We start from the raw sequence: 16646 nt of genomic DNA on the forward strand, positions 1-16646 counted from the left end.
AGTTGATGATGTTAGGCTTGGCACGGCCGCGCATTCCTACCGTAGCCCATGGTTTTTCCACAGGCGTATCGCTCTTTTCCCTGATTTCAACGGGTTCCATCATTTGACCGAGAACCCCGTCCCCTAATAGCATAACAGGATTGCGATATTGATCGGCCAAGGCAAAACCGGTCATGGTCAGGTCTACCATTTCCTGAACGGAATTGGGAGCCAGCACGATATTGTGATAATCGCCATGGCCGCCGCCCTTGGTAGCCTGGAAATAATCGCCCTGGGCCGGCTGGATGCCGCCAAGCCCCGGACCGCCGCGCATAATGTTGACAATAAAACAGGGAAGTTCGGCGCCGGCAATGTAGGAAATGCCTTCTTGTTTCAGGCTGATTCCCGGGCTGGACGAGGAAGTCATCACTCTGGCGCCCGCCCCGGCCGCCCCATAGACCATGTTGATGGCCGAGATTTCACTTTCTGCCTGTAAGAACACGCCCCCCAACTGCGGCATACGCCGGGACATGTATTCCGTGATCTCAGTTTGCGGCGTAATTGGATAGCCGAAATAATGGCGGCAGCCTGCGGCAATCGCTGCCTCGGCAATCGCCTCATTGCCCTTCATGAGTACTTTTTCCGACACATTTACCACTCCCTTATTTATAAATCTTAATGACTAAATCCGGGCATGTTTTTGCACAAAGGCAGCAGCCCACACATTCCGAATCATCGGGACAGGTTGCATAATTGTAACCTTTGCCATTAAAAGTTGACGACATAACAATCAGCTTTTTGGGGCATGCCACTTTACACAATTCGCAGCCTTTGCATCTTTCCTGGGAAAATTCCAGTTTTGCCATCATCATCACTCCTTAATGAATTATCGGACATCTATATTCATGAAAAACTTGTTCATCCTACTTGGTGCCAACTTAACCACGAAAACCCAGTTCCGCAGATATTGCTTCCGCCTTTCCCTTCATTAGCCGTACCACCGACTCACGCCTCTTTTCCGTAAACCAAGCCGTCGCTCCCGAAACAGTGATAGCCGCTTCAATTTTTCCATTGGCATTCATGATGGGCGCGCCCAGACAGGTAACCCCCTCGATCGTTTCATTGCTGGCGACCGAATAGCCTTGCTCTCTTACATTGGCCAGTTCTGTCATCAGCATCTGCTTATCAGTAATGGTTTTATCCGTATACCGGGTTAGAGGCTCAGCCGTCACCTTTTCCAGAAATTCATCGGGACTGTAGGCAAGAAACACCTTTCCCAACGCCGAACTATGAAACGTATTGCAATAATCGAAACGGGGTATAAGAAAAACAGGTCGGGTTGGCTCGACTTTATCAATAATCGTTAACTGTCCGGCAGATAAGACAGCCAGCAGCACAACCTCCTCGGCTTCTGCCGCCAGTTCTTTCAGATAGGGAGAAGCAATTCTCCGGATGTTCAAACGTTCAGTACATGCCAGTCCCAAGGGCATCAGCCGAAATCCCAGTGTATAATGGCCTGTGTCGGTCTGGCGAACAAAATCCCTTGCTAACAAGGTCTGCAACAGATTATGAACCGTACTTTTCTGGACTCCCAGTTGTCTGCTGATTTCCGTTACTCCCATTTCCCGCGGTGAGCTTTCCAGAATAAAAAGAAGTTCTATCGCACGATCTACGGAAGCAACTAAATATTTGTTTTTATCTTTAGCGGGTTTTCTCCCTTGGTTCATTATAAATTCCTCACTAGCGCCAGGTGTTCATTTATACTGAACGCCGTTCTTTTGCCTTATTAATTCTACAGGAAATGTAAAATTCCTTTTGCCTTTCATTTTGTTCGGATATTTTTATCATACTGTTTTCAACAAGAAAAAATGCCGGTCTTTCCCGTAACCTGTCGTTGCGATTGGATATGGTAAGCAGGGAAAAAGAAACGCAAACCAGAAAATGTTGTTATAGAATATTCACGATAGGAGCTAATATCATGCAATATGACCTGCTTAACAAGGTCGCCGTGATTACCGGCGGAACTTCAGGCATCGGTTTTTCCACCGCGAAACTTTTTCTCGCCAACGGTGCGAAAGTGATTATTGTCGGCCGTGATTCCGCCAAAGGCCAGGCGGCCAGGCACTCGCTTGCGGCAATTGCCGACGATGTTGATTATGTGCCCGGAGACGTTTCCCTGCCCGCAGACTGCAGGAACATCATCCAGCAGACAACCATACGGTTTGGACAACTTGATATTTTAGTGAACTCAGCCGGCAGTTATCAGGAAAGTATCATTACCGACGTCAGTGAAAACGATTACAATACCATTATGGATGTCAACGTAAAAGGCACTTATTTCATGTGCAAATCGGCTATGCCTGAACTGCGTAAAACCGGTGGCGGCTCAATCATCAACCTCGCTTCTGACGCCGGCATTAACGGCAATCTTTTGTGTACCGCTTACTGCGCTTCCAAAGGAGCGGTCATTGCCTTCACCAAGGCATTAGCGTTGGAATGTGCTCCTTACGGCATCCGCGCCAATTGCGTATGTCCGGGTGATGTGGCCACTCCCCTGCTGGACCGTCAGCTTGACGATCCCCAAAACATCTGCACGCTTGCGGATATGGCAAAATTATATCCGCTTGGCCGCATTGCCCAACCGGCCGAAGTCGCCCATGTCATTTCATTTTTGGCCACTGCCGCCGCTTCCTTTGTGACCGGCGCAGTCTGGACGGTGGATGGCGGCCTGACCGCCTGTTAAAAAAAAACCGCGCGCGCATTATTCTTATACATAGGAAAAGGCTTAGCTTGTGCCAATTCTGACAGAATCGGTGCTGTCGCGCAAAGATTGCCCCAAATACAACAAAAAACGGCTTCCGGCTTACTGCCGATTGCCGTTTTTGGTTGTAAAACCAATTTGTAAAAGATAAGAAATTACAACCAGATTTATACAACAAACGTGAATGTAGTAAATATTAGGGTTCTGTCAAGGAGTTTACTGTCTACGGCTAGCTTTCATTGCCAATTGGCTTAAATTTGTCATCTCCGGTGAGGCCCCGCCTATGGCAGACACATCGGTGCCATGAACATCAAAAGGAACATTAAGCCGGGAATAATTGGCATGTTGCTTGGGTAGATTGTTCTTTTCCATAGTTTTTCCTCCTTTAAAATAACTGACGATCAACCAATATTATTATTAATAAAAATTAACTAGCTCATGCGAGGGACTTATTGCCTTGAATAACAGCAACTCCATTATTTTATTTGTCTTCCAACGCGACTTCCACTTGCTTCATCTTACCAAGCGCTAAGCCTTCAGGAATATAAACTAATTGGTAATTTGTATTCTATGACTATAGGCATTATGAACGACAAAGCCATCATCCAGAGGGGAATACTCTACCCAATAGGTCACGGCAACCGGCTGATAATAGACGATAAAATGCCCATTTTCCGGATTTTCCAATCTGTTGCCTGTACTTTCCGCATAAGCAATCACTTTTGTGACATCCTCAACCAGAATCATCCTGTCATCCATAATCTGTCTTACACTTTTAGGGATAGTCACTTTAACGTCAGGCTGCGACTCTCCCACTGTTTCACCCCAAATTTCCCGCAATAGCGACGTTTTTACATGAGCCCGATTTTCTTGTCGCTGTGAATAGCCGGGTACTTCCCGTTCTGCCAAGTTATCCTGCTCATTGCTAAAAATCATGTCCAAAAGATGGTAAACATGTTTGCCCTGACTGGCAAAATTATCACGGCACATGGCGCAATAGGTAACATAGTCTGTTTCACTTTCTTTGATTCGTTTGCTTATTACTTTATGGGCAACTTCTTTATTGACGTAAATCATCAGACCACCATACCCACAACATGTTGTATGATCGCGGTTATGAGGCAGTTCTTCTATTTTATGGCCCAGTTTGCTCAGAATATTCCGTATGCTGGTTTGTAATTCAACTTCATGCCTTGTCGTACAACTATCATGAATAGCCAGCCTTTGGGGCTCCATTCCTGATTCTGTACCGGCCGGCAATCCAATGCTCTCCAAAACTGTCCATATCATTTCCACAGGCATATCCGGCAAATTGCGTTTAAACATACTAAAACAGCTCGGACAAGCTGTAATTACCTTAGGACTGCCTAAGGCTCGCCAATTTCGCTCAATTTTTTGTACTGTTTTTTTAAATAATCCTTCTTGGCCGGCCCAGTTGGCCGGAGCCCCACAACAGCCAAGCATAAGTCCGACACCACCGTCAATTTTTTCACACAAAAAGTTATAAATTTTCCTTATGACCTGTGGTGAGGAGGCAGCGAGCTGACAACTAGGGAAAAACACCATCTTGCTAGCTGTAAAACCAGGCTGATGCCTATTAAGTACGAAACGTTCGCTATTGCTAAATTCCATATCCCTTAAGGCAAATTCATGGGCCGATGGTGGCATTTTTCCCTTACTGACCATCATTTGCCGCGCTTCTTGGCATATTTCCCCCATGTTTAAATTCCCCGGACACACTTGTTCGCAAAGCCCGCATAAACTACACGAGTTAATCATCTTATTTGCATGATGGATTCCCATGACAATTGACAAATTGTTGTATACTTCACGCGCATATTTCTTGGGATAGCCACGGTAATGCGCAAGATATTCGCATGCTTTCACACACTCCAGACACTCGCATGCCAGACAACGGTTGGCCTCCTGCGAAGCCTCCTCTTGACTGTAACCGCTGGCAGGGTCGGCTGCAGTCACCATCGGCCGTGGCTTTACACCGGCAATATTCGTATAGAGTGATGTCTTATATGAGCCCTCTTTCCCCCTGTTGGCAGTAAGGGATACCCCCTGCAAAAACCTGTCAATCGAAATTGCAGCAATCTTGCCGTCGGCTATGGATAAAGCCGGTGATCTATTTTCACAGCCTAAACGAAGACTGCCGCCGGCAAAAACCTTAGCCTGGCTTGTAGCCAAGGTTACAGGATCAATCGCCAACCTTCCAGTAATATCCTGTTCCAGCCCCAAGTCCAAAGAGTTTAGTTCTTCGCACCCCACACCTAAATAAACCGCATCAAAATTCTCGCCAAGGTCGGCAAAAGACATGATTGACCCACCACGATTACCAATCGCCATATTATAATTAATCTCTACAGGCAATTTCTCAAAAATTGCAAAATCCTTGCGTATCAACTCTCGGGGCAGCCGGTTTTCCGGGATATCCCAGATGCTCCCGCCCAAGCGGCCTGTCGCTTCAAATATAACCACCTTGTATCCTTTGCGGCTAAGCTCCAGCACTGCAGTTAAACCACTCAACCCCGCTCCCACTACGGCTACCTTCTGATTTTTCAGCGGTGGAATTATTAGTTTGGGAGCATTTTGGCACTTGTCAGCGCAGATTTTTTCCAAAGCATTGATAGCGATAGGCTCATCAATTTCATTGCGTTTACACCCCGCTCGGCAGTGCTCAGCGCAAATACGGCTGATAATCCCCGGAAAAGGCACCATCTTGTGAAATAATTCGTAACCCTTGTCATAATCACCCTTACGAATAGCGGTAATCATACCGCGCACATCGACGTGCACCGGACACCCGGCGGTACAACCGGGCGGATTGTCTTGAACGCATTTTGCTTCCCGTTTACGCAATACTTGTTGGTCCATACTAATCTCTCGTTCCTTTACTTTTTATATTAGATAAGGCTGCCTCATAATGAAGCCTAAAACGAACAGATCTTCAACCTGTTCGTTTTAGGCTATTCATTTGGGTAAACACATACTATTAAGATGTCGCCTTATTGTACACGTAGTGACGAAAAAGCTTATTGGGGCATAGCTGCTTTGATTTTTTCCGGAAGAGCAGGTACTGAGTAAACCCGGGCACCACAGGCGTTGTAGATAGCGTTAAGGATAGCGGGATGCGGGGCGGTAAGCGGAGCCTCACCTACACCGGCTGCGCCATACGGTCCATGTTCGCGCGGCGTGATGTTGTAGATAATTTCCATGTCGTCAGGGATATCATAAATAAACGGCAAACCGCAGCCAACCAGGCTGGTATGTTTCTTGAGGTCGTCGAAATCTTCGGTAAGAGCAAGGCCGATACCTTGCGCCAAACCGCCATAGATTTGGCCGTCAGTAGTCGCCTTGTTGGTAATTGTACCGATATCAGCGATTGTTGTAAATTTAACAACTTTAGCTTTACCGGTCTTCCTATCAACTTCCACTTCCGGCATAAATATTTCGTACATATAAACCGGGAACGGATTGCCTTGACCTGTCTCAGGACTGCAGTCGGTACACATAGAAGCAGCCCATTTGCCTTCATACCGGACCGGAATATTTTCAGCAACCATTTCATTATAAGTCCGATAGGTGCCGTCAGCTTTACGCATGGCGTTCACCAGCATTTCGCAGCCAACCCGGATGGCGTTACCGGTCATTACGTTTTGCCGGCTGCCGCCGGACGGACCGCTGGGCGGAGTGATTGAGGTATCATTGAGAACGAGTTTTATTTGTTCCGGCGTAATCCCCATCTTACGCAGCGTTTCATGAGCGTGAGTCAAAGATCCAAGATCTGCACCTTGGCCGTGATCTTGCCATGAGTTATAGATTGTTACAGTATTATCTTTGTTCAATTCAACATAGGCTACTGAGCTGTCAGGACCGTCAAGACCGCAGCCGTAAATTCCAAGAGCTAACCCTACCCCTCGTTTTTTCTCAGGAGTTGAGAAATCTTTACAACGCTTTTTCGCTTCTTCCCATAGCGGCCGCAACCTGTTAAACATATTTTCAAAACAGTACACTTCCGGTTCTTGACCTGTAGGAGTAGTAGCGCCAGGGCGGTAAATATTCTTGAAGCGCAATTCCAATGGATCCATACCAAGTTTCTCAGCCAGTTCATCCATAGCAATTTCTGACGCCAGGAAGGCTTGTGGCGAACCATAAGCCCTGAAAGCGGAACCCCAGGCGTGATTCGTACAAACCGTGCGGCCTTTACCGCGAATATTTGCGATATCATAACCGGCACCGGTAAACTGAGCTTGACGCAAAGTCAGCAAATCGCCGAATTCGCTGTACGGACCATGATCAATGGACCAATCGGTTTCCATAGCCAAAAGCTTACCGGATTTATCGGCGGCAAGCCTGCACTTGACAAAACCGGGCGAACGTTTGCCCGTATAGGTAATATTCTGGAACATATTAAATACCAGGGAAACAGGTTTGCCGTCGCAGGCCAGACAGGCGACACCTAATAGTGCTTCATTGGTCGGGCTGAACTTGTAGCCGAAAGTAGCGCCAGTCGGGTTAGCAACAAGCCGTAGTTTTTCAGGTTCAATACCAATGCCGGCAACGATCATAGCATGGTGCAAATGCAGTGCGATACTCTTAGATTGAATAGTCAAACGGCCCTCTTCATCGATATATGCACAGCCGCAGTCAGGCTCAAGTGGGAGATGCGGCTGACGGCTGCAGTAAGTATTCGTTTCCACAACTACATTGTTGGGGTCGTCAAAATACGGTTTGGTTTCCCCGCCTTTTACAATTCCTTGCTCATAATAAATATTAGGTGTACCGGGGTGAATTTCTATAGCGTCAGGTGCCATTGCGGTTGGTGCGCTCATATATGCCGGCAACAGTTCAAGGTCAACCTTCACTTTCTTGGCTGCTTCCCGGGCGTGAGCTTCCGTATCGGCGGCAACGATGGCTATCGCATCGCCGAATTGGAATACTTTTTCATCACAAAGGATGGGACGATCCCAACCGTCGCCTTTATTGCTGGGGAAGGTAATAAGGCCGGTGATCCGATTTTTCCCTTTGACGTCCTTGTGGGTGACAACTTTATATACACCCGGCATTTTTTCAGCTTCGGAAGTGTCAATCCCTTTAATATTTGCATGAGAAACTTCAGCTTGCACTAACGCCAAACGCAATGTTTCTTTAGGCATTTGCAAGGCAACATCTGCCCCGAAATCCCAGGTTCCGGTAACCTTTGCCAAAGCCGAAGGACGATGATAAGTGGTTGAATAAATCTTGTTTCCCGCAGGCGCGTACAGTAATTCTTCTTTGCGCATTTCACCGCGAACAACCTTGGCTGCTGCCATGACAGCATCAACTAATGGCTTGTAACCGGTGCAGCGGCAGGCATTACGGTTTTTCTGGAACCAGTCGCGAACATCATCTCTGGTAGGATTTTGGTTAGTATCAAGCAGAACTTTGGCAGACATGATGAATCCAGGGCTACAGAAGCCGCACTGCGCACAACCATACGCCATCCAGGCAACTTGCAACGGATGAAGATTATTAGGAGTAGCAAGACCTTCAATAGTGATAATTTTGGCATAATCGTCCACTTTCTTCATTTTAACTATACAGGAGCGCACAACTTTGCCATCTAGAATGATAGAGCAAGTGCCGCATTGTCCTTGGTTGCAACCAACCTTACATCCGGTTAAAAGCAACTGTTCCCGGAGCACATTTGCTAGTGTGGCTTCCGGGTCAACAATCAGCGTTCTTTCCAAGCCATTAATATGTAAAACTTTTTTTTGCACGTTTCGTCCCCCTTGCCTCCATCTACTTTGATTATAAAACTTCCAATTCCCTATTATAGTTTTTTTCTTTTTTTACCTTACTATACCCAGTGGTAGGAAAACAAAAATTTTTAGTGCGACAGCCCCTTCTTGCTTATTATCTGAAAGGTATACTTTCTGATAACGCAAATAAGCCGGGACGGCGAATCTTTTAGACTCGCTAGCCCGGCTTGCTTCTTTTTAGAAGCTATATCCGTACTGAAGTTATTAAAACACTCTATACCGCTATTGACTTACTATGACAAACCGGTTTCAGTTCAAGAAAACAAGGATTGCTATGTAGCCGTTTATCCATATACACAGTTTCAAGATTCTCTAATTTTTCCCTTCTTATTATATAATCCTGACTTAGCCAAAAAGGAAAGCCGCCTGGCAAAAACTTATGCGTATGCAGACAAATTGTCTGATAGCCGTATTGCTCACAATAGTTCTCTATGGCAGCCACCAACATACTGGCAATTCCCTGGCGGCGCAGTGAACGTTTTATATAACAGCGGGACAACTCGGCAGTAGCTGAATCATCATAACAACCACGCACTGCCTCCAGCCTGTCATCGTATGGCCTGATGGCAACGGTTCCCACAACCTGTCCGTTACTGTCAAAAACGGCAAACATCGCAGAATTATCAGGTATAATATACGCATTCTCCATGTTGGCAAGATCCCAGCGTACTGCTACGTCAGGTATATTAGGATATATCTCTTGCAGCATGGGGATGATGAAATCAAGAACAGATTGAATATCTCTTGCCGTAATCTTGCGAATCGTCCAGTCTTTATGCTTAATTTCCATGTTAATCCACTCTCCTTTTTCAGCCGACGTTAAGCCGTCACATTCACTATTGCCAAGTATTTCCTGGTTTTTTCAATAAAAAAAGCATGAAAAACCAAAGGACTCCATGCCCCTAATGGCTTCATGCCTAAATATCTTATGCAACATAGTACATAATCCAAATCGATCCCGTAAGAGTCTTCATAACTCTTTATCTGGTGGAGCGTCTATGTTGAAAGCGTAAAAGAACTCGTGGGAATTTTTTCGCAAGGCGAGGCGGAGGAGGTGCGCATATCGGGAATATGTAAACCGACGACAACGAAGCATTGCGGGAAAAGGCCCGCGAAGTAATTATGATTTCAGCGTAGACGCTCCACCAATATTTATTGTACAATACTAATTTGTTGTTGTAAAGAGTAAAACCGTATATGTGTCAAAACAGGATAAGAGTGGCGGCGAGCTTACTCATACCCTCTCAGGTTTCAAAGGGAATAACTGAAGCCAGCAGAGCTTTTGCATACTCATTTTGCGCATTAACCAAATTACCGCTCATAAGTTGTTCCACAATTTCACCTCTATACAAAAATACAATCTTATTACACAAATGCGCCACAACCTGTAAGTCGTGAGCCACAAAGAGATAGGTCATGTTCATTTCCAGGCGAAGCTTGTGGAGCAGATTCATTGCCTGCGTTTGAACTGATACGTCCAAAGAGCTAATAGCCTCATCCAAAACGAGGAATCTCGGATTAGTGGAAATGGCTCTGGCAATACAGACACGCTGAAGCTGCCCGCCGCTCAGTTCATGAGGATAGCGGCCTTTTAGACCCGGCGCCAGGCTCACTTTAGCCAAAAGGACATCAATTTCACCATCTAAGCTTCCCTTGCGTCCTAATGCGTGCAGGGGCTCAGCAATGATCTCCCTGATGGTGTACTTGGGATTAACGGAAGAAGTATAGTCCTGAAAGACTACGCTCATTTTCCCCTGATTGGCTTTAATCCATTGGGGAACAGCCTGTCCCTCAATTAAAATGGACCCTTTGCCTTTATCAGGCTTCTCAAGCCCTAAAATCAGCCGGGACAGCGTACTTTTGCCACTGCCGCTTTCACCGATAAGGCCCACGCAGAGTCCTTCTTCAACCGTAAAGGTAACACCTTTTAAAATCTTGACTCTACTACCGCTAAATTTGCCGCCGGCTTTTACATAACTTTTTTCTACATTGTTAATTTCAACTAAATTAGGCACTGACCGCCCTCCGTTTCATGGCTTTTTGGAAAGACTGGGCCAATTCGCGCCTGCTGTCGATCAAATACTTGGTATATTCATGCTGAGGATTCTGGAATATTGATTTTGCTTCACCGTATTCCACCCGCTCCCCACAGCGCATAACCAAGAGCTGATCGGCAAGATACCGCACCACACCCAAATCATGGGAAATGAAAATTACAGCCGCTCCTATTTGCTGCCTTAGCCGCCTAAACTCTTCCACAACCAGACGCTGATTGATGGAATCCAAAGCGGTTGTCGGTTCATCAGCCACAATAATATCAGGTTTCATGGCCAGTGCCGTCGCCACCATACAGCGCTGCAGCATACCACCGGAAAGTTGATGGGGATATTTTTTGAGTACCTGTTCCGGCTCAGGCATATTGACCTTCTTTAAAGCCGTCAGTGCCATCGCCATTGCTTCCGGCCGGGATATTCCTTTAATCTCGCTAAAGGTTTCAGCCAGCTGACTGCCGATCTTCGCCAGCGGATCAAAGGCCGACATGGCATCCTGTAAAATCATGCAAATCCGCTGCCCCCGGATCGCTCGCAGCGTACTTTCCTCTTGTTGCAACAAGTCAAAAATTTCCTGACCGCTTACTAACTCAGCCGTTCCCGCCGTGTGCAGCCAAGGATTGGTGAGGCCCAGGATGGCTTTGACCGTCATCGACTTACCGCTGCCGCTTTCGCCCACAATCCCCAGGCAACTTTTCTTTTTTAGTTCGAAACTGACACCGTGAATGACTTCTTCTTGATTCCTGAGATCAGTGACCTTCAAATTCCGTACAACTAATACATTACTCATCAAGCCACCGCCTTCTTGCGTGTAAAAATAGATAGATGTTTTTTCCCGCTTTTATCCATCTGTGGATCTAAAGCTTCCTGAATACTGTCACCCAAAAAATTAAAAGCGGCGACCACCAGAAAAATGGCAAAACCCGGCGGCAGCATCTGCCAAGGATTCATTATTAAGACCCTTTTTGCCTCATTCAGCATCATGCCCCATTCCGCTGCCGGCGGTTGAACGCCTAAACCTAAAAAGGATAAGGCGGAAATATTCAAAATGATGCCGCCGGCATCCAAAGTAGCCAATACGCAGATTTCTCCCAGGGCGCCAGTCAAGAGATGGTGGCAAATAATATGCCGGGCACTGCAGCCGGACACCCGGGCAAAACAAATGTAGTTTTTGTCCATAAACTGAATGACGATGGAACGGATCATCCGGACATACCAAGCCCATTTAGCGATAACCATAGCGAGTAAAATATTAAAAATCCCGGTTCCCATAACACCGATAATAGCTAAAATCAGCACCTCATTGGGAAAAGACAGCATAATATCACAGACACGCATAATGGCTTCATCTACCCAGCCCCGAAAATAGCCGGCAACAACTCCTAACACAATGCCGATACTGATTGTACAGAACATAGCGGCCAGCGACCAAAGAACAGTTATTTGACCGCCCCACAAAATCCGGGACAAAATATCCCGTCCCAATTGATCTGTTCCTAACCAGTGTTCAGCTGAAGGGGGGGCAAACTTGTCGGCAACATCCTGATGGGCCGGATAATAAGGCGCAATAATCGGCGCAAATAACGATAGTAATATGACAATACCTAAAAAGGCTGCCGTAACAAGTGCTACTTTATCAGCTTTAAATCTTGTCCAAAAACCTGCCATCATGCTCCCTCCTCCTGCCGCATTCTGGGATCAAGAACAGTCACGCCAATATCTACCAGCAGATTGCACACTACAAATAATATGGCCATAATTAGCACATACGCCTGGATGATCGGGAAATCCCGGTCAAAAATAGCGGTAACACAAAGGCGCCCAACTCCGGGCCAGGCAAAAATATTTTCAACGACAACCGTACCGGCAATAAGTTTGGGAATAGACATGCCCACAGCAGTCAATGACGAATGCAGCGAATTTTTTAAAACGTGCTTGGTAATGGTGCTGTTTTTCAAACCTCTGACTTTGGCATATAAAACAAAATTAGCCTGTTTATTTTGAATCATGGTGTTCCTGAGCAGACGCACATAGGTGGCAATATAACCAAGCGCTAATGTCACCGCCGGTAAAACGACGGAAGCGGGCGTGTTCATGCCGCTGGTCGGAAAAACAGGAATTTTTACAGCTAACAGCCACATTAACAAAATTCCTACCCAGAAGGACGGAATGGCTGTTCCTACAAAAATAAGGCCACGAATAAGTATATCCAGGGCACTGCCTTCCTGTAAAGCACAGAATACGCCGGCAGCTATCGATACCGTCAAAATAATCACCAAAGCTGCAGCGGCCAGATACAAGGTAGCGGGAATGGCTTCGGCAAATTCATTGACAACCGGTTGTCTCGTAATATACGACTTGCCGAAATCGCCGTGCAAAGCCTTGGTTATCCAATCAGCATAGCGGGTCATAAAGGGTTTATCCAATCCCAGCTCCTGTCTGATCTCAGCGACATTTTCCTCGGTGGGCGTGGTGCCGCTTACCCGGATAGCTACTTCGGCCGGATCACTGGGACTTAAATTAATAAGAATAAAGGAAAAGAAGGAGATTCCGATAAAAATCGGAATCATCCACAGAATTCGTTTGATGATATAAAATTTCATCGGTTCTCCCCAATCCAGGATATTGGTGCATTATCGCTTCAATCAGTGTCTTACTTGCCAAAATACATCTTTTCAAAGGGAATTTCATATTGAGAATCGTTGAAGCCCACTCCCTGCAAGCCTTTGATGGCAACAGCCTTGGTCTTGGAATAAGAAATGGGAACATAGACGCACTGGTCATTCACATAGGTCAAAATTTCTTTGTATTGTTCCGCCCGCTTGCCGGTATCAGCTTCAATCATAATTTTTGTGATGACATCATCCAGCCACTGTTTTCTCTCCAGGCCTTTTTGGGCCTGACAGTCTCCATGAGCGGGAATTCTCCAGGAAGATACATAAGATTGCGGATCATAGGGCGTGCCCCAGGATAACGAATATTGCAGATCGAAATCACCTGTTCGCTGCCTATCAAGAAAAGCCTGTTTTTCTTCAGCCAGAATATTCATTTTAACGCCCACGGCTGCCAAATCCGCCTGGACGGATTCGGCAATAGTCCCTTCCTGCGCGTTCTTGGCGTTATAGGAAAAAGTCACTTCGCATTTCTTGCCGTCTTTGACACGAATGCCGTCGTCACCTTTAATCCAGCCGGCTTCATCCATTAGTTTGTCAGCTTGCGCCGGATCGTAGGCGAATGTTTTTAAAGCAATATCGCAAAACGGCACAGTTTTCGACATCAAAGTATCGGCCTGATCTTCAGATCCGTTTAATATTCCTTGTATGATATTTTGCTTGTTGATAGCATGTTCAAAAGCTTGACGAACTTTCAAGTCCCGGGTAACAGGCGCATTGGTGTTTAACAGAATAGCGCGGGAGGCAACCGGCGGACTGAGATACGTTTTATAGGTTCCTTCCCTTTCCAGTTTCTTATAAGAATCCAAGTCAATCTGATCACCGTCCGCCCCGAACAGGAGGTCTATCTCCCCTTTTTGCAGCGCCAGCAAGATAGTCTGCGGATCAGGCATAACTTTCCAGTTCAAAGTGGCAACTTTGGTTTTTTCACCCCAGTAATTTTCGTTGCGAACAAAGGTGGCGTACTGATTTTTCCGATGTTTGGCCAAAATCCAGGGACCGGTTCCCACATAGCCATTGACGCCATTATGGGTTGTGCCGTTAATAAAGCATTTGGGCGAAATGAAACGGAACGGCCTGGTCAGCCCCAATTCAACCAGCGTTGGATAATACGGATGCTTTAGTACTAATTTAAAGGTATGGTCGTCAACAACCACGTTTTCTTTGATTTCATTAACCATGTCCAGCCATTGATGCCGCTTGATGTTAGCCACAATGGCATCCATATTTACCTTGACCGCCTGGGCGTTAAACGGTTCTCCGTCAGTAAAAGTAACGCCTTTGCGCAAATGGAAGGTATATTCCAAGCCGTCGGGCGAAATTTCCCAACTTTCCGCCAGTGACGGCACAACTTTGCCGCCTTCGTTTTTGGTCAACCCCTCAAAGACCATATTTTGAGCGGCCATTTCTCCCAGATATAAATGCGGGTTGATGTCACGGATATCTTTCGTGCTGGCGTAGTTAATTTCATTTCTGCCGGCAACACCCGCATTGCCGCCGCTACTTTGGCTGCAGCCGGCAACCAGGCTGGTGCACAAAGCAATTGTCAATACCAATGCTAGAATTTTATTGAAATTCATTTTAACTCTCCTTTTTAATCGGTTACCTTTATAAGCTTTTTGACAAAAAAAAGGCATGAGCCACCAAGCAAATATATATTTGCTTGGTATGACTTCATGCCATGTTCTGCTACTTTATGCTATTGATTTGTACAAATTCTTACACCATTTGCAAATTTTCAAATTCGCACTTATGTATAAATATTATCATTTTTAGATGATTTTGTAAATACAGTTGTGATTTTTTTATCATAAACGGCTGGAGAAAAATCAATATTGTTAAATAATCAGCCAAGCCACGCCCAATTTATAAATAATCCGGTGCAAACCAACAGCCCTACGGCACTCATAGTGATTAGGCAGTAGAAAACGGCGTCAGGAAGCTTCGCCAAGAATAAATAGACTGGCAATATAACCAGGACAAAACGGGCCATACTGTAAAGCGGATAAATGGGAGAGGTTGAAAACATGGGCACGAAAAACCAAAACCAGCCGAGCAGGGTATAAGTCCAGGGAAGCCGGAACGCCGGAATGACGGTTACCGCCAAGAGTGCAATAAAAGCAAGCGCGACCAGCACAGCATCTAAGTAAACCCCGACCTCCAGACTAGGGACGCCGGCAACAACTAAGTTTACATTGTTCCAAAAATTGTCCCAGGGAAGACCAAAGCGCCTGCCCCAGGCCTGCTGGGAATGAACAAAAGCCAGCGGATCGGCAAACAATAGATAATTATACAGACAAAACCCGGACAAAGCAATGAGAGGCAACAGCACTGCAATCATGTTAATCGTAACTTTTCGTTTCTGTCGGTAATAGACAATACATTCCCATAGTATAACAGGAACCAGTAAAATTCCCAGATTACGGCATAATGCCGTCAGCGCGGCAAAGAGACCTGCAGACCACCAGCTTCTTGTCCGCAAACAGTATAAAGAGGCCAATGCAAACACAATAAAAATCGATTCCGTATAAACGCTATTTAAAAAAAAGGAAGTAGGCAGAAGCGCGTAGGCAATAAGCGCTTTTTTTACCTCTATTTCCGGGAAATTCAGTAAAAAAGTTTTCGCCATCAAATAAAAACTTATAAAAGTAAAAAGATTGCACAAAATAAAGCCTGCCGTCACATAGCTTAAGCCAAAACCAGCCAGCAGCTTGATCAATAGCAGGATCAACGGAAAAAAAACAATGCTTTGCAGATTATAGCCATGTTCAGCAATATATGTATACCAATGAGCGTCCCATTTGATAAATTTTTCTACAAGCGGTGGTGCTCCGGCTGCTGACGGGTTAATAAATCCCGCCGCTTCCCGGCTTGGCAGATCGCCAATAAGAAAGAGCGCTGCCAGAATGATTGCCGTATGAAGGCCAAAAGTCACAAAACCGATGCGGATGGCTGTTACATCTTTGATCATAGTAAAACTGACTATTCTAGAAACGAAATTAACCAGCATATTTCCGTTTGACACCATAGACCTCCTAGTATGATCATTGATTTACCATCCATAGAATGCTTGATAACAGGTAAATATGCATAACCGGCGTGTTGTATGATACGAAAGCGGCTGCCTCATGAACCTACATGAGGCAGCCCCTTCGTAAAACGGAAAGGTAAATAGGGAGTGGAGATTGATCTATTGGGGAAAGCTACCGTTTGCCTTTGCAGCCGCCACCGCAATCTTTCTGATTGCGGCACTGTTCTACATCCGCTAACTCACGGGCGAACTCAAGGTTTTTTTGATCCTTATCGTTACAGCACTGTTCGTTTTTACGGTTTTCCTTTCTCATAGTATCACCTCCGATAGATATTGTGTCCAAAT

Annotated in this window: 15 protein-coding genes and 1 pseudogene; 1 reads left to right on the forward strand and 15 read right to left on the reverse strand. The window is 45.8% G+C overall.

Features of this window, described 5'->3' with window-relative positions:
* From BLR65_RS22790 to BLR65_RS22800, 3 genes and pseudogenes are all read right to left on the reverse strand, one after another.
* Positions 1 to 628: pseudogene (locus BLR65_RS22790) on the reverse strand (3-methyl-2-oxobutanoate dehydrogenase subunit beta); the annotation flags it as partial.
* Positions 629 to 641: 13 nt separating this feature from the next.
* Positions 642 to 845, reverse strand: a complete 204-nt coding sequence (locus tag BLR65_RS22795; RefSeq protein WP_093796470.1) for a 4Fe-4S dicluster domain-containing protein — start codon at positions 843 to 845, stop codon at positions 642 to 644.
* 72 nt (positions 846 to 917) lie between these two features.
* A complete protein-coding gene (locus tag BLR65_RS22800; protein ID WP_093796471.1) occupies positions 918 to 1706 on the reverse strand; it encodes an IclR family transcriptional regulator in 789 nt (262 codons plus the stop codon).
* Positions 1707 to 1957: 251 nt separating this feature from the next.
* On the opposite strand from BLR65_RS22800, the gene BLR65_RS22805 reads away from it, so the two are divergent.
* Entirely contained in the window at positions 1958 to 2722 is a 765-nt protein-coding gene (locus BLR65_RS22805) for an SDR family NAD(P)-dependent oxidoreductase (protein ID WP_093796472.1), read from the forward strand.
* Positions 2723 to 2956: 234 nt separating this feature from the next.
* Here the strand turns inward: BLR65_RS22805 and BLR65_RS30060 are convergent, their stop codons facing one another.
* The 12 genes from BLR65_RS30060 to BLR65_RS30065 form a co-directional block, all read right to left on the reverse strand.
* Positions 2957 to 3112 (reverse strand): hypothetical protein, encoded by a 156-nt coding sequence (locus tag BLR65_RS30060; RefSeq protein ID WP_169716772.1) that lies wholly within the window; start codon positions 3110 to 3112, stop codon positions 2957 to 2959.
* A gap of 109 nt (positions 3113 to 3221) precedes the next feature.
* Positions 3222 to 3284 carry a hypothetical protein gene (locus tag BLR65_RS31880; RefSeq protein WP_425441023.1) on the reverse strand — a complete coding sequence of 21 codons (63 nt, stop codon included), beginning with the start codon at positions 3282 to 3284 and terminating at the stop codon, positions 3222 to 3224.
* A gap of 5 nt (positions 3285 to 3289) precedes the next feature.
* Positions 3290 to 5620, reverse strand: a complete 2331-nt coding sequence (locus BLR65_RS31505; RefSeq protein WP_093796473.1) for a pyridine nucleotide-disulfide oxidoreductase/dicluster-binding protein — start codon at positions 5618 to 5620, stop codon at positions 3290 to 3292.
* A 158-nt stretch (positions 5621 to 5778) separates the two neighbouring features.
* Complete coding sequence (locus tag BLR65_RS22815; protein ID WP_093796474.1) at positions 5779 to 8505, reverse strand: molybdopterin-dependent aldehyde oxidoreductase; 2727 nt, start codon at positions 8503 to 8505, stop codon at positions 5779 to 5781.
* Positions 8506 to 8761: 256 nt separating this feature from the next.
* Positions 8762 to 9337 carry a GNAT family N-acetyltransferase gene (locus BLR65_RS22820; protein ID WP_093796475.1) on the reverse strand — a complete coding sequence of 192 codons (576 nt, stop codon included), beginning with the start codon at positions 9335 to 9337 and terminating at the stop codon, positions 8762 to 8764.
* A gap of 454 nt (positions 9338 to 9791) precedes the next feature.
* Positions 9792 to 10562, reverse strand: a complete 771-nt coding sequence (locus BLR65_RS22825) for an ABC transporter ATP-binding protein (protein ID WP_093796476.1) — start codon at positions 10560 to 10562, stop codon at positions 9792 to 9794.
* Positions 10555 to 11388 carry an ABC transporter ATP-binding protein gene (locus tag BLR65_RS22830; protein WP_093796477.1) on the reverse strand — a complete coding sequence of 278 codons (834 nt, stop codon included), beginning with the start codon at positions 11386 to 11388 and terminating at the stop codon, positions 10555 to 10557. Before BLR65_RS22830 ends, BLR65_RS22825 begins: the two co-directional genes overlap by 8 nt.
* Complete coding sequence (gene opp1C, locus BLR65_RS22835) at positions 11388 to 12269, reverse strand: nickel/cobalt ABC transporter permease (protein ID WP_245692992.1); 882 nt, start codon at positions 12267 to 12269, stop codon at positions 11388 to 11390. The genes BLR65_RS22830 and opp1C overlap by 1 nt, the downstream gene beginning before the upstream one ends.
* Positions 12266 to 13201 (reverse strand): nickel/cobalt ABC transporter permease, encoded by a 936-nt coding sequence (gene opp1B, locus BLR65_RS22840; protein WP_093796478.1) that lies wholly within the window; start codon positions 13199 to 13201, stop codon positions 12266 to 12268. Before opp1B ends, opp1C begins: the two co-directional genes overlap by 4 nt.
* Positions 13202 to 13251: 50 nt before the next feature.
* Positions 13252 to 14850, reverse strand: a complete 1599-nt coding sequence (nikA, locus tag BLR65_RS22845; RefSeq protein ID WP_093796479.1) for a nickel ABC transporter substrate-binding protein — start codon at positions 14848 to 14850, stop codon at positions 13252 to 13254.
* Positions 14851 to 15116: 266 nt separating this feature from the next.
* Positions 15117 to 16241, reverse strand: coding sequence for a mannosyltransferase family protein (locus BLR65_RS22850; protein ID WP_218130659.1), 1125 nt, complete (start codon positions 16239 to 16241; stop codon positions 15117 to 15119).
* 232 nt (positions 16242 to 16473) lie between these two features.
* Positions 16474 to 16614: a hypothetical protein gene (locus BLR65_RS30065; protein ID WP_169716773.1), complete on the reverse strand. Its 141-nt coding sequence runs from the start codon at positions 16612 to 16614 to the stop codon at positions 16474 to 16476.
* Positions 16615 to 16646: the final 32 nt, after the last annotated feature.

The sequence above is a fragment of the Sporomusa acidovorans genome (genome assembly GCF_900101845.1).
GTDB lineage: Bacteria > Bacillota > Negativicutes > Sporomusales > Sporomusaceae > Sporomusa > Sporomusa acidovorans.

Bases quoted from the DNA above. Each gene is read 5' to 3' on its own strand.
- BLR65_RS30065 (WP_169716773.1), bottom strand. From the start codon at position 16,614: ATGAGAAAGGAAAACCGTAAAAACGAACAGTGCTGTAACGATAAGGAT.
- BLR65_RS22830 (WP_093796477.1), bottom strand. From the start codon at position 11,388: ATGAGTAATGTATTAGTTGTACGGAATTTGAAGGTCACTGATCTCAGG.
- nikA (WP_093796479.1), bottom strand. From the start codon at position 14,850: ATGAATTTCAATAAAATTCTAGCATTGGTATTGACAATTGCTTTGTGC.
- BLR65_RS22795 (WP_093796470.1), bottom strand. From the start codon at position 845: ATGGCAAAACTGGAATTTTCCCAGGAAAGATGCAAAGGCTGCGAATTG.
- BLR65_RS30060 (WP_169716772.1), bottom strand. From the start codon at position 3,112: ATGGAAAAGAACAATCTACCCAAGCAACATGCCAATTATTCCCGGCTT.
- BLR65_RS22800 (WP_093796471.1), bottom strand. From the start codon at position 1,706: ATGAACCAAGGGAGAAAACCCGCTAAAGATAAAAACAAATATTTAGTT.
- opp1B (WP_093796478.1), bottom strand. From the start codon at position 13,201: ATGAAATTTTATATCATCAAACGAATTCTGTGGATGATTCCGATTTTT.
- BLR65_RS22805 (WP_093796472.1), top strand. From the start codon at position 1,958: ATGCAATATGACCTGCTTAACAAGGTCGCCGTGATTACCGGCGGAACT.
- opp1C (WP_245692992.1), bottom strand. From the start codon at position 12,269: ATGATGGCAGGTTTTTGGACAAGATTTAAAGCTGATAAAGTAGCACTT.
- BLR65_RS31505 (WP_093796473.1), bottom strand. From the start codon at position 5,620: ATGGACCAACAAGTATTGCGTAAACGGGAAGCAAAATGCGTTCAAGAC.
- BLR65_RS22820 (WP_093796475.1), bottom strand. From the start codon at position 9,337: ATGGAAATTAAGCATAAAGACTGGACGATTCGCAAGATTACGGCAAGA.
- BLR65_RS22850 (WP_218130659.1), bottom strand. From the start codon at position 16,241: ATGATCAAAGATGTAACAGCCATCCGCATCGGTTTTGTGACTTTTGGC.